The following is a 13,201-nucleotide window of genomic DNA, read 5'->3' as shown; positions in this document are numbered from 1 at the left end:
TGTTATGGAAAGAACAATTTATAAATCAGAAGATGGAAAGCAATATTTCTTTTATGATGACCCAGAGTGGGGAGTAGAACTGGAAAAGGATGAAGTTGAAGGCGTAGTTGATATTGAAAAGAAAATTGGTTTTCATGCTTGTAATAAATCAGGTCTTTATGATGATATGGAAGGATATATTGATGAATTACAGCATGAGAAAGATTTACCATGCGATAAGGTTTATGTCGTTACATACTTTAAACTTTGTGATGATTGTAGCGATCTTGAGCAACTTGTAGATTTTGGAATCACAAAGCAACAGATTATTGATAACGTAATCGCTCAGAAGTATGTGGAGGGAGCAGATTACTTTACAATGGATCAGCTTCAGAAAGGATGTGACAAGTTAGAAGAATTAACTGCTTTCAATTAGATAGAGACGGTTAGGAGGTGATTGCCATGTAACGGAGGTGATTACATGGCTAAAAGTTATAAAAGGTATCCTATAGTAAGGCAAGAAAGAGTCGATAAGAAATGGTGGAATAAGGCTTTAAGGAATAAAAAGCTAGATTATTCTTTAAAAGGAGCACAGTACAAGAAAGTTATGGTGAACTTTGAGACTTGGCATTTCCGTTGGACATTAGATGATGCTATTGAGCTTGCAGTAGAAATGGATAAGCCTGTTGATGAGGCTGTAGAGTACTGGAAACGTTGTTGCTATCGGAAATAAAAGCGAAACAGTAAGGTGCTATAAATTGTTGCTTAGTAGGCAGGAGGTGGGTTGTGCAGTGTTTAATTACAGAGTTAGAAAACGGCAGAGTTTATTTACTGGCAGATGATAGAAAGGTCTACATACACCTAACAGAAGCAGAACCTTTCAGTGAAGAGGCTATTGGGGTGATTGAGTACTTTGTATACAATGCTGATGGAAGTGTGTATGATGAAGGTGAAATCGATGTAGTACCAGGATTCACCTCTATTGAAGATTACTTGCATGATATTTGTGATACAGGTGCTGGAGTTGTTACTTGGTATAAGGTAATCAAAATGGAAGTACCAGAGGATTTTAACAACCCACTAAACTTACTTGAGTTTGTATAAAGATTAAAATAAGGTGTTCCTACTAAGGAGGTTGCAATAATGGAAACAGAATGTTTAAATAGTTTCGGTAATGAAAGCGATTTGTACAAGAAAGACAATCGCTCTTACGATGCTAATTTTAAGAAGTTCTTTCAACGGAAAGAGAATGGAGAATTTTGTATGGATAAAGATTTGATGAATCGAGAAGTTAAAATTGGAGAAAAAGAAGGAGAGATTACAAATATTTTAGGTTGTGGTTATGAAGTCACTTTCTTTAATGTAAATGATGGTAAAACATGGATAGATGTAAAGGAAATTGAAAAATATTTATTGCCAAAGCGTTGCGATAAAAACAAAGAACATCCAGTATGGAGTATTTTAGATAAGAATAAATATGTCGAAGAGTTTTATGTACAAGCAGAAACAATGTATGATTTTATTAAAAGCATTGTAACTACTTGTGGAAATACAACAAAAGATGGAAGTACAGTTCCTACAATGAAAGTATTTTTTGACATGTGGAACGAGTTTAGCAGAGAAACATTTTTTATATTAGATAATTTAGTAAATATTCAGAAATAATTTATCTATTGAATATAGGTTTCATATGGGAAATGTGAGGTGATTAATGTGATTGACACAAGTGAATTAGAAACACTCAATGATATTGTACGATGTAGTTGTGACTGTTGCAATTAATACACAAATGGAGAAGACGGTTCATTTGATATTTGACCTGGAGATGCAGCGAAAATATAATATGAACTACCCATTAATGAATAGGGCAATTTACTATGTAAGTAGACTGATTGCAAAGCAAGATATTAAAGGTGCTAAGTACGAAGACCTAGTTCCGGTTCAGTCTGCTTGGATTTGTATTCATGGAGTTCCTGAAGAGTTGCAAAATCAGTGTATTCATTTTGAATATCAGGCTTTTGGTGAATCTAATGAACCAAAAACCGGCTTTAAGTTCAAGGGCACTGATTTAGCAAGGATCGATTTTCTGCTGTTGTCCGCTAATTATGACTGGGATTGTAGTGACCCAGCTGTAATAAAGTTTTTGCAGTCAATTTTCCATAATTGTTTAGGTAATTCCAATTTTAATCCTTATGTTGAAGAAAATGAAGATGTTAACAAGGAGGTGCTTGTAATTATGAAAGAAAACGAACAGTACAATGCTGAAATAGAAACAGAAAAACAACAGAGCAGAGAAGAAGGAAGAGCTGAAGGAAGAGCTGAAGGAAGAGCTGAAGGAAGAGCTGAAGGAAGAGCTGAAGGCATAATTGAGACTGCATTTAACTTAGGAGTTACCAATGCTGATAGTCTAACAAAAATGTTAGTTAAACAGACAGGTATGAGTGAACAAGACGCTTTAAGTATAGTAAGAGTATTTCTTAAAAATAAGTAGTTTAATCTGAGGAGGGTACTAAGTACCCTCTTCTTGCTTGGGGATGTAAAGGTTTCGACAGGGGTATGAAAGTTGTTACTTCGCTCGGCGGGCAACCTACGTTAATGGAAGAAATTAAATATAAACGCAAACAGAAAAGTTGCAATTGCAGCCTAAGTGCTGTGCCAAAATACTCTAAGATAGTACTGGTAGGAGTTGAGGTTAAAAAACAAGTACAGCAGAAGTTCCATGTAGACAAATAGGAATATGGTGGTGGAATAGAAGTCAGTACGACTCCCTAATACGTATGGCAGAAAGTTAATCGCTAGAGTGAAAGCCAACGTGAAATAACTCAGAAGGATTACAAAACAGCGTAAAGAGTGATAACAAGTAGTATTTTTGGACAGGGGTTCGATTCCCCTCATCTCCACTGAGGCTTGACCTAGAGATTTGGAGCCTGGACTCCGTAGTATGCCTAGTACAGATAAAACTGTACTAGGTATTTCAATATTTGGTGCGAAAGGAAGGGTAGTATGGTGGTTGTACTTTGGTTTGTTACAGGTATTTTATGTACTGTAGCGACTTGGATAATAGATTTGCGAGGGGAAGAATATAATGATGAGTATTTTGATGTAACACAGAAATTGAACTCTGTACAGTATGTACTAATGGGACCGGTTACCTTAATAGTGGTGGTGTGGAAGCTGATTACAAGAGGCAAAACATTCACGGAGGTACTTTACCGTATGGCTAACATTGGTAAGCATGATAAATAAAATAGGTATCACCAGACAATTGAGAGAAGGAATGGTGATACATATTAGTGTATTACTATACAAGTATGATTATACCATGAACAGTAGTACAATACAATAAAAATCAGCATTCTTTGTCAGATAAAGTGCATTTTGGCTGTTTTAGAAATTCTATGTTGGCTTCAAATTTGTTAATGTAGTATTGAATTTCACCTCGGTTTATATTGTAATTGAGTAGCACTTGTGCTAGACTATGTTTAGGGATTGAGGCGTATGTTTTCGGACTACGCTGAGGCGAGGCAGATAAATTCTGACCTCGCCAGTTTCATTCTTAGGAGGGTTGAATGGAAGTTATGAACATTTTTGAGCAAGAGGTTGCATACAGTATTAGATTAAAAGATAAAGAAGCTGCAGTAGTTTACAGGAATTCTGGTAGAGTGGAGATTACCCACAGGGAGTTAATGCCATACGGACTTTACTTAGAAGAAGGAGATGACTTCGATACCAGAGTTAATAATAAAGAAAATTTTAATTACTGGTGCTCTACAAGACTTTTAACGTTGGATAGGAGATATGCAAAAGAGCTGCTAAATAGTTGTGGCTTGCAGCAAGCAAGGACAGATAAGGAAAGGGCATCTATAGCTCTTCAGTATTACTGCCTGACCCTAACTGATTTTTATTGGGTGGTACCAATTAATGAGGTAAGAGATTGGAATTCTGTAAGTTTACACAGGAACAGTCTAAGTAATGCTGTGGTTGATTTAGCATTGAAAGGCTCACCAACAGTGACTAACCTTCACTTAATTACATCAGATTTGAGTACATCTGGTATTGCACCAAAAGCATGGTACAGAGAAAATGGCAAGTTTTATTTGTACAAAGGAGATGAAGATGCTGTTACTAAAGAAGTTGAAGCAAGTCAGATATTACAGCGATTAGGGTTTAACGTAGTTGATTACAGCTACAGGAATTACGATAATGAATTAGTGGCTTGCTCTGAGTGTTTTACAAATGATAACACTGCTATGGTAACCGCAGAAGAGTTTAATGTGTGGGCAATGAATGAAGGAAGAGGTTTAAAAGAAGAGCTTCGTAAATGGGAAGTAGAATACCATTTAATGAACTTAGCAGATTACCTTGTAGGGAATTCAGATAGGCACAGTGGTAACTGGGGATTACTATTTAACGAGGATAGGATGATAACAAGTTTTGCTCCACTAATGGATTTTAATCATGCCTTTGAATCTGCTGATGATACATTGTGCTTGCCAGCACTTATGTTAGGAGAGCATAAAACACAGTATGAGGCTGCGGTTGAGGCATTACAGTTTATTGATAAAAGGAAACTAAATATAATAACTGAATTGAAATACAGCGATTTCGTTAATGAAAGAATAAGAAGGATAAGGTAATAGCTTATCCTTCTTTTTGTTTAGGAGGTAAATAAATGGTGAAACAAAGTGAGTTGATAAGAGGGAAGGTTTATGTAATTAATTTTATTCCATATTTATATGTTGGACGAGGAAGTGTTCAATGTATAAGCATTTCCGGAGAGAGGATGTACAATGATGTTTTACTTTGGGCAAAGGTATTTAATGATAAGGCAGTGCAACTTCAGGATCTTCTAGAGTATGCGAATTCTAAAAATTTTGAATATTTCTTTATGATACAGCGACCGAGGGAGTTAGAGTATGAACTTGACCCAGTATTAGGTAATTTAACCGTTGAAGTTCCGGATACTTTAGAGGGAAGATGTGTAGTATTTCATAATAACTCTACTAAAAATAACACAAAGTGTATTGAAGCTTTTTTCAACAGCAGATGAATGCGTAACAGTCACCATGCCTTGCAGGGTCGGCGATATGGTTAATCTTGTAGTTGATTGTGGGTGTATTGCCACAATAGAGGATAGAGAGACCGGTACTGCTGAATGTCCATTTGAGAAGTTTTGTACAAATGATGAATGTACTAATGAGACTCAGGTTGAAATTAAATCAAGAGTGGCAAGCGTTTATGATGAAGGTAATGGCTGGAGAATAACAGTTGATGGTGTACTGACTGAATTCACCTTTAAAGAATTTGAGAGTAGGAGGATAGACAATGATTAAAGTGTATAATGACCTCGCAGCAGAATTAGCTAGTGAGGGATACGAATTAGGGTTTGAGTATGTACACACACATACAGGAACTGTACATAAGTTTTGGTATAGTAACAGTAAGGTGGTAAAAGCAGTAGTTGCTAATGGATTTGTACGCGAGATTAAGGAGTTCTCCGGTGACTTGGATACACTAGCTGTATTCGAGGGTACTTTGTTTGACTCTTTAATGCCGAGAGAATGGAAAGAATTTGAAGTTGAAACAGTAGCTTCTGAGTTCACCCGTGGGTTTAGGGCATTGTTTGGCACTCAAATTGATTATCCAAAAGTAGAATGCATCCTGCCTAAAATGCATGGTTGGTATGAAGGTCCTGATAAAAAATTATACTGTGTAACAGGTATTACGAAAGACTCAGTGTTGCTAACATACGGAGAGTGTGCAAATTGGGTAAAGGTATCTTCGCGAGATTTTATGAGATACAAAGAGACAAATGCCCCAATAGAGCTTACTACAGCTTTTACCAAGCTACTTAGCAGCTTACATGAGATAGTAAACAGCGATGAATTAGCAGACCTACTAAGTATAATTGGGTACACTAATATAGAGAAGGTACGCCAAGTACAGTCCATCGATATTCATCCAACCACAGTACTAATTAGTGATTATCTCCCGCACCAATTTTTACTGGCACAGCATGCTCCTGGAATAAATGCTGTATTACAGATAGGGATTGATGGAGTTGCAGCAAAATTTGTAGAGAATAAAAGTCTTAGACTAAATCCTATACAGTCTATTAAAGAATGTGTGAAACCCCGTGATTTTCTACAGTTTGTAAAGGATACAATCGATGAATTAGTTTACAGTTTTGTTATGGCTATGCCAGAAGATTCAGGACTTGTACAGTACTTAACTGAACTTTCTGCAGCATTGGTTGATGTAAAGACTCCTGAAAAGATACCAGTACTCTGGAGTATGTGCCAGCAGTTACCTGTACAGAAACTAAATGCCTTTAGTTAATATAGTCAAGCTACAAGGTAGTGTAGACCTGTAATAACCAACGAAATTGTTATAAAAATGTAGTAAGCTGCGAGTTACACAAAATAATAACAATGGAGGTAAGCAATGGCAATTAAAGAACTTTTACAGGTTATGATTGAATCAAACAAGTTAGGAAAGGTAGTTAAACGTGAGGATAGTCACAATTACTCTATAGTTTTTCAACCCTCTAATAATAGTACAAGTTTTACAGATGTACTCAATGCTATGCGAAAAGAAGCAGGTATTCATATTACAAGGACAGATATGAATTGCAATCAAATAGGATTTATGCAAGAGCATTGTAAATGCTTGCTTGATTTTCGTTACATTAAAAACAACAAATGTTTAGTCACTATTAGAGAAGAGCCGTTATTAGGTTGAAAGGAGAACACAGATGGCAGTTAAACTGAGAGAGTGTCCTGTTTGTGCTGGCACTGTACAAACAGTGAGTATAGACAACACCACAGCCAGTGTTGTGTGCAAGAAGTGTGGTACAAGTGTTACAATCGCCTCTTCAGAGGATATGAGTGAAACTTTACTTGAGCTGGCTGATGCATGGAATAAGAGAGAAGAACTTGACAATGACAAAGAGGTTCTAGAGTTAATAGCAGGGTCACTTCGGGTGATTAATCTGATTATGAGTGTTTGTGCTGGTGATGACTTGGATAAAACGGAATTAAACAATTCAGAAGGTGCACAGTGCGTAGTTCTACCGTTTAACTCAGTGCGAGAGTTAAGCTGCTACGTTAAGCAGAGCAATGATGCTATTCTTAAGTATATTGCTGAAAGAATAAATTCTACCGTAAGATGATTTCAGTATTCTCGCAGAGCGAAATCATGAAAAACTTTAACTGTGGAGATAAGAAGAGCACGTGATTGCGATATTCGTGCGGTAACAGTTTGTGTGTTGGAAGTTACAGGGTTAGCACAGAGCAACCTAGAGGAGTCCCCTCCGGTAGTTTACAAGGCACACGAGGACCTGTAGTTCAGTTGGTGAGAACGACCGGCTCATAACCGGTAAGTCGTAGGTTCGAGTCTTACCAGGTCCATTAGGCAATGGGTAGCGAACGTAGAGGGCATGCGTTCTTAAAGTGCAGAGGGCGAGTTTGGGTAGCACGCTATACCTAGCCTATTTATGACTAGTACCTAGGAGAGTGTTGGATTTTTAGAAAGCAGCACGCTGTACCATTTTGAATGGGAGTGAATAAATTGAACAATCTAGAGGAGGGATCTTATGGCTAAATTAATTTTAGTAGACAACTTTTGTAGGGAATCAGTTGCTGATGTTTTGCTGGAAGAAAACTTAGCAGAGGCTACTGCAACACAAAAAGCAGTTGAGTATAACGACAAATATAGAAGTACAGACTGGAGCTGGTTTGCAAAAGCAGTACCTGATGATTACAAGCTGTGGGGCGGTATTTCAGAGCTTATTTAGAAGAACGTTTAACTATGACGTTTATTTAATGTAACACAGCATCCGCTTTAACTGTGTACATGTTGGATTTTTAGGAAGCAGTACGTTGTAATCCTTTTGAATAGGAGTGAATAAATTTGATTAATAGCTGTATAGTCCTATGTATGAGAGTTATTATAATATTGCTAATAATTATAGCAATAGGTGATTGTATAGACGATTTCAGAAGGTGAGGATAATAAGCTGTATGATCTTAGTATTTACATTAACATTTATGGAGGTAGCGTATGGGATGTTTAGAAGTTGCAAATAAGGGTTATGGTTTTAATTACAAATATAATTTTAATGAGTTCAGAGAGTTTAATTGGTCAAAAGTATTACCATCAGACTTAGGTGAGTACAAAATCCCTGATGGATTAGAGGACTGGCAGAAAGCTTGCTACGTTGGAGCTACTGCTGGTTATGTCTATCGTGAACAACATGGTAATATTGATTTTAACTCTATTGAAGATTACGAAATAATGGGATATTTGCTAGCAGCGCTTGGTGTTTGTTTTGAAAAAATGCATGGTTTACCAAAGGATAGTATCAGATCGTTAGAAGATTACAATGGTTATGTTATGTTCTTCCTTTGTGTAACCTGGCCACCAAAGGAGTATAATGAAACGCTCGCAACTTTAACACAGGACTCATTTTTGAAGAAAATAAATGAATTTCTCAGTAAACTTTGCTGTAAGGAAAAGACGAGAAACTTTTACAATGCTCTCGAAATGTGTGAAGAGTATATTAAGTGGTAAAAGCAAATAACAAAAAAGAAAAGGAGAATAAGCTGTATGATGATGTTTGCATTAACATGGTTTATGGTTGGTTTAATTACAAATCTAATAGGTGTTTTAGTTACAGGTAAGGTACACCGGTTTCCTATCTTTATAGTCTTTTGTCTTGGGTTCTTTGCACCTATCTTTATCTTAAATTATATAGGTATTAAGGGAATGTTCAAGCATTAAGATTGTCCAAGTTATACATGTTTATTACAAAAAGGGTAGTAACTATGAATTTGTTTTATAGGGGTATTTTGGAAAGGAGTCAGTATGAATATTTTGTTGTTTGCATTTAGTCTGCTTTGGCTACAGTGTTTCTTACCTATGCTATTGCAAAGTTTACAAGCTGATGGGTTTAAACAGATAGTGCTACTTATTAGTGGCGGATTTGGCACACTAGTTGCACTAGGTGTAATGCTCTATGTGATTGCGGGTTTGATTACAAGATGGTTTCTAGTATTTTTAGTATTTTTACAATACAGAAGGAGGCGAGAGTAATGAAGGGTGTAATGCCAGCCAGTAGAATAAATGGTTACGAGACGGATTTAGTGCTATACAATAATAGGATATGTTTATGATTATGATGAAGAAGATGAAGAAAGAGAGTTAATGAAAAGAATGTATGAAGACAGTGGGTTCTGTCCTTATTGTGGTAATTGTGTGCCACATACTATTTATGGAGGATTTTGTCCAAATTGCGGAGAGGAGATAGAATAAAATATAAATCACATTGTAATATAGTTGTAGTACTACAGACAGGAATTAGGAGGTTATAATGCATAAGTATAGTAAGGAAGATATTGACTTAGGTGGTGTGATACGTAGGGTTTTAAAACTAAATCCTAACGTATCAGAATTAAGTTTAGGTTATAATTTTAAAGATTATTTATATGAGCTGGGATTTGTAGATATTCGTAGTGTGACGAAGAAATTACTATCGCCTATGGGTATTAATGAAATATTACATTTATTTTCTTGGGCTACCAAACAAGGATTTGTGAATGTAATTACCGATGCTATTCCAGTCATTTTTGGTAGTGCTTCGTGTACTATTAGATTAATTTCTAATGTTAGTAATCCTGATTCACAGCAACCTAAACTGCCATTTTATATAGAAGACGCTATAGGTTATTTTAAAAGTTTTATTGTGATAGATAGACTAGTTAGTTTTAAAGCCGGAGACGGAAAAACTTTATTACAGATTGTAAAGTCTATAGATATACCTTGTATTATTCAAGTAGGTTATCTGTTAAGCGGTGATTATGATTATTCCAAGGAAACTAACGATTGGTCTTACTTGGATAATTTAGTATTAAAGTATGAACAGTACGACTTTATTAATGTGAATTCTATTATTGGATGTTATGAAGATTCTGTTATCATGGCATATGCTAAAGGACTGAAATCTGTAGAAGATTATAAAAAAGTAATTAATAATGGCGAGAGATGTGATAGTTCCGTAGAACCTGAGAAGTGCACCACTAATTTGTCATCATTTTAACTAAATAAAAAGCAGTAATTTAGCAGCAGGTGTGTTAGGCACTGTAAATGTTTAAACAATTAACCTGCTTTTGGCTCAAGAAGTTGATACATGTAACCCAATTTAGATGCTAAGCACAAATACCGCTATAATGAAAGTTCTATAGTATAGCTGTCAAAGACCGCTATACTATTTTTCTTGAGCAAGAACTTTCATTTATAGAGAGGTTCCAAATGAGAGTTGTATCATTTCAAAGCTGGGATGTAGTAGATACACTTGTGTGGACAGGAGTGTATCGAGCTGATATAAATCTTTGCAGAGAGCATCATTCGTACGAAAAGGATAGGGAGTAGTTGGGTGGGGCTGTGCCTGTTTGGGTGTTCACAGATTTAGATAAAGGAGAAGTTACAAGGAGTTCTTTCAATGATGGGGTATTTCTAGAGCGGTGTAGGTGCCAAATGTCCCTGGACCAGGATTTAGGATTAGAACGGTTTGCTATGTTGGAACTGGAGATTGATGAAGATAAGTTAAAGTGGGGACTGACACATAATGCTATGGCTGATTAAATCTTGGTTTTAAGGTGGTGAATAAAATGACTAATGAATTTGAATATTATGACAATACACATATGAAAACAAAAGAAAAATGTGGATGTATTATTTGCAGCAAACCAACAGATAGGTTAGATGTACTTGCTGAATGTTATATTTGTTCAAAAGATTGCGACAAAGTATTTAATTCGATGATATGTGATTATGAAAGCAGATAAATGAAATGATTTATTTGAGAAATTGAGAATAAATATATGGAAGATGATTACAGAGAATCATCAGTTTGCAATGACTGTGAAATAGGTGATGGATGGGAATGCCAGTTTTGTTGCAGTAAATGTTATGAAGATTATGGCGAATGCCCTAATCCTGATTGTGATCCGATGGATATATAATCCATTGAACTCATGTTTCATCGAAGGTTTGGAGGTAGGTTATGGTAGAAACAAGTAGTTATAAAGAAAGAATGGAAGAATTGGAAATAGAATATAATGAATTTTTAGAAACAAAACGTGGACAAGAATGGAAAGAACATTGGAAGAATGAAATAGGTTCTGATTCATGCAGTGATTTTGGAGACTATTTATATGATTTTTATCCTGAAATGTTGATGTAAGAGAGGTGACAATTGTTGAAATGTAAAGATTGCGATGCTTGTTACAAAGGTTATTTCAAATCAAAACCAAATGATTATGTATGCACTGGTGTTTGTGAACCTTTTATAATTAGCAACATTGATAACGAATGTACAGAATATAGCAATTTAAAAGTACTAAGGAGAGGACCAGGTTTTAGTTCTTTTGTCGAGAAATATATGAGTAGAATTATTACAAAAACAAGAACAGGAAATATTATCTCTGACGAAGAACTTGGTCTTGAATATTTATTTGTTGGAGATTATGGAAAAGAGAATAATATTAAGGCATCATTTTTAGGATATGATAAAAGAATTGATAAGGTAGAACACAAGGATGTTGTATTAGAAGATAAATTAGTGGTAACTGTATCTTCTCAGAAGGGGTGTCCAATGAAGTGTAATTTCTGTGATTGTCCGAAACTTGGTTTTCATGGGAATGTTAGTAAAGCCGAATTGATTTCTGAGATTACAACCGGCGTTGCATTGTCTAGATTAAAGCATGGAAAGAGATTAAATGTTCATTTTGCGAGAATGGGAGAACCTACTTTTAATTGGAATGTAATTTGGGCAGCTAGAGATATTGCCAATATTTTCAGAGTAGATGGTTGTTCAGATGTTACTTTTGAAGAATATCATCCTGTAGTTTCAACAATGATGCCAAAAGGAAATAAAGAGTTAGAGTCGTTTTTGCAAACATGGGTAAAAATTGGTTATACATATGGCGGTGAAGATGGATTTGGTCTTCAGTTTTCTATAAATACTCTTGATGAAGATGAAAGAAATAAAATGTTTAGAGGTATGAGCAGTTCATTAGAAGATATTGGACATATTATTGACAGATTGCCAATGCCTAAGAAACGTAAATATACTCTAAACTTTGCTGTTACATCAAAAAACAATCTTAATCCTGATTTAATGGAAAAATATTTTGATAAAGAAAAATGTATCGTGAAGATTACTCCTATTCATGAGACAGTGGAAGCTATTGATGAAGGATATGAGATTGTGACAGATTTTGATGTGTATGAAAAATTTGAACAGCCATTAGTAGATAGAGGTTGGGATGTAATTGTATTTATTCCGTCAAAAGAAGAAGATGAGGATAGGATTACTTGTGGCAATTCACTTATTGCATTGGCAAATACCAAATAGAAGAAACAATTCGTTTAGAAGATGTCGTCTTTATTGCTGATGTTCTATCTATTCTTCAAGAAGCAGAAGCTTGCAATTACGAAGATGAATCAATTGGAATTATCTAAAAAGATCGGAATTACAAACGAGAAATGGAATAATAGGAGTTCAAGTAGTTAGCACTCGGTTAAATTTATTAAATCCGATTAGAAAGGAAGATATTGCTTAAGTTGTTATGAGTAAGAATGTTAAGTTATTTATGCTCCCGACACATCTAGCATCTGTTAACAATCTAAAAACGAATGGTGTCACAAAATGTGCATTAATGTGCATTACATGAACATGTTTTGCCAAAGTAACGCAGAGGCTTAGTTATGTTGTACTATGCTCTAGAATTTAATAAATATTAAGGAGGAAGTGTTATGTTAACAGAATTACAAACAACTATTCTGAAATTTGCAAAATCTGAAGCATTCCATGCTACGTTGAACGATTTTATATGCAGTTATCATGTAGATGCTGATGTAGCATTAGATGCTTTAAAAGATTTACGAAGAAAACGAATTGTATCTGTCGTACCAAGCTTGACCTGCTCTTGGATTGGAGTAACTAATTACGGTTGGAAAATTATGGGTTGGGAACATTAGACTTAAGTCTAATGTTCCAATCATGTACGTTACCAGAGGGTAAAAAGAAAAAGATTTTGAATCTAAGGAAGAAATAATTGAATGCAGGATTTAAGGCGTGCAGTCCAATGGAAGTTGTAAACTAAAGTCCAGCTAATAAATGTCAATAGGAAAATGAAAAAAATTTGATTTCATTTTTGAA

At 35.3% G+C, this 13,201-nt stretch carries 19 protein-coding genes, 1 tRNA gene and 1 other RNA gene; all 21 read left to right on the top strand.

Annotation, left to right across the window (positions count from 1 at the left end):
• Positions 1-4: 4 nt before the first annotated feature.
• The 21 genes from ASU35_RS08560 to ASU35_RS08460 all read left to right on the top strand — a co-directional run bounded on the left by ASU35_RS08560 (position 5) and on the right by ASU35_RS08460 (position 13,020).
• Complete coding sequence (locus ASU35_RS08560) at positions 5-415, top strand: hypothetical protein (protein WP_058352618.1); 411 nt, start codon at positions 5-7, stop codon at positions 413-415.
• A 45-nt stretch (positions 416-460) separates the two neighbouring features.
• A complete protein-coding gene (locus ASU35_RS08555; protein WP_058352617.1) occupies positions 461-712 on the top strand; it encodes a hypothetical protein in 252 nt (83 codons plus the stop codon).
• Between the two features lie 53 nt (positions 713-765).
• A complete protein-coding gene (locus tag ASU35_RS08550; RefSeq protein ID WP_058352616.1) occupies positions 766-1,083 on the top strand; it encodes a hypothetical protein in 318 nt (105 codons plus the stop codon).
• A gap of 39 nt (positions 1,084-1,122) precedes the next feature.
• Positions 1,123-1,644, top strand: coding sequence for a hypothetical protein (locus tag ASU35_RS08545; RefSeq protein WP_058352615.1), 522 nt, complete (start codon positions 1,123-1,125; stop codon positions 1,642-1,644).
• 100 nt (positions 1,645-1,744) lie between these two features.
• Positions 1,745-2,470, top strand: coding sequence for a PD-(D/E)XK nuclease family transposase (locus ASU35_RS08540; protein ID WP_147525409.1), 726 nt, complete (start codon positions 1,745-1,747; stop codon positions 2,468-2,470).
• A 39-nt stretch (positions 2,471-2,509) separates the two neighbouring features.
• Positions 2,510-2,882: a transfer-messenger RNA gene (gene ssrA, locus ASU35_RS18670) on the top strand.
• 100 nt (positions 2,883-2,982) lie between these two features.
• Positions 2,983-3,225 (top strand): hypothetical protein, encoded by a 243-nt coding sequence (locus tag ASU35_RS08535; RefSeq protein ID WP_058352613.1) that lies wholly within the window; start codon positions 2,983-2,985, stop codon positions 3,223-3,225.
• A gap of 323 nt (positions 3,226-3,548) precedes the next feature.
• Positions 3,549-4,616, top strand: a complete 1,068-nt coding sequence (locus ASU35_RS08530) for a HipA domain-containing protein (protein WP_058352612.1) — start codon at positions 3,549-3,551, stop codon at positions 4,614-4,616.
• Between the two features lie 35 nt (positions 4,617-4,651).
• Positions 4,652-5,029, top strand: coding sequence for a hypothetical protein (locus ASU35_RS08525; protein ID WP_058352611.1), 378 nt, complete (start codon positions 4,652-4,654; stop codon positions 5,027-5,029).
• Positions 5,030-5,066: 37 nt separating this feature from the next.
• Positions 5,067-5,312: a hypothetical protein gene (locus tag ASU35_RS08520; RefSeq protein WP_058352610.1), complete on the top strand. Its 246-nt coding sequence runs from the start codon at positions 5,067-5,069 to the stop codon at positions 5,310-5,312.
• Positions 5,305-6,318 carry a hypothetical protein gene (locus tag ASU35_RS08515; RefSeq protein WP_058352609.1) on the top strand — a complete coding sequence of 338 codons (1,014 nt, stop codon included), beginning with the start codon at positions 5,305-5,307 and terminating at the stop codon, positions 6,316-6,318. The genes ASU35_RS08520 and ASU35_RS08515 overlap by 8 nt, the downstream gene beginning before the upstream one ends.
• A 105-nt stretch (positions 6,319-6,423) precedes the next feature.
• Positions 6,424-6,720, top strand: coding sequence for a hypothetical protein (locus tag ASU35_RS08510; RefSeq protein WP_058352608.1), 297 nt, complete (start codon positions 6,424-6,426; stop codon positions 6,718-6,720).
• 13 nt (positions 6,721-6,733) lie between these two features.
• Positions 6,734-7,150, top strand: a complete 417-nt coding sequence (locus ASU35_RS08505; protein ID WP_058352607.1) for a Lar family restriction alleviation protein — start codon at positions 6,734-6,736, stop codon at positions 7,148-7,150.
• Positions 7,151-7,314: 164 nt separating this feature from the next.
• A tRNA-Ile gene (locus tag ASU35_RS08500) sits at positions 7,315-7,388 on the top strand.
• 185 nt (positions 7,389-7,573) lie between these two features.
• The gene (locus ASU35_RS08495; protein ID WP_058352606.1) at positions 7,574-7,774 is read left to right on the top strand and encodes a hypothetical protein; all 201 of its coding nucleotides are present in this window, start codon (positions 7,574-7,576) and stop codon (positions 7,772-7,774) included.
• Positions 7,775-8,040: 266 nt separating this feature from the next.
• Positions 8,041-8,550 carry a hypothetical protein gene (locus ASU35_RS08490; protein ID WP_058352605.1) on the top strand — a complete coding sequence of 170 codons (510 nt, stop codon included), beginning with the start codon at positions 8,041-8,043 and terminating at the stop codon, positions 8,548-8,550.
• A 799-nt stretch (positions 8,551-9,349) separates the two neighbouring features.
• The gene (locus ASU35_RS08480; protein ID WP_058352603.1) at positions 9,350-10,075 is read left to right on the top strand and encodes a hypothetical protein; all 726 of its coding nucleotides are present in this window, start codon (positions 9,350-9,352) and stop codon (positions 10,073-10,075) included.
• Positions 10,076-10,646: 571 nt separating this feature from the next.
• Entirely contained in the window at positions 10,647-10,823 is a 177-nt protein-coding gene (locus tag ASU35_RS19220; RefSeq protein WP_156059387.1) for a hypothetical protein, read from the top strand.
• A 218-nt stretch (positions 10,824-11,041) separates the two neighbouring features.
• Positions 11,042-11,221: a hypothetical protein gene (locus ASU35_RS08470; protein ID WP_058352601.1), complete on the top strand. Its 180-nt coding sequence runs from the start codon at positions 11,042-11,044 to the stop codon at positions 11,219-11,221.
• A gap of 15 nt (positions 11,222-11,236) precedes the next feature.
• On the top strand, positions 11,237-12,394 hold the full coding sequence (locus ASU35_RS08465) for a radical SAM family protein (RefSeq protein ID WP_242861238.1): 1,158 nt from the start codon (positions 11,237-11,239) through the stop codon (positions 12,392-12,394).
• Positions 12,395-12,795: 401 nt separating this feature from the next.
• The gene (locus tag ASU35_RS08460) at positions 12,796-13,020 is read left to right on the top strand and encodes a hypothetical protein (protein ID WP_058352599.1); all 225 of its coding nucleotides are present in this window, start codon (positions 12,796-12,798) and stop codon (positions 13,018-13,020) included.
• Positions 13,021-13,201 lie beyond the last annotated feature (181 nt).

It is taken from the genome of Acetivibrio ethanolgignens, from assembly GCF_001461035.1.
GTDB classification, from domain to species: domain Bacteria; phylum Bacillota; class Clostridia; order Lachnospirales; family Lachnospiraceae; genus Velocimicrobium; species Velocimicrobium ethanolgignens.
Note: the sequence above shows the minus strand (reverse complement) of the source record. Positions and strands in the feature narration are given on the sequence as shown.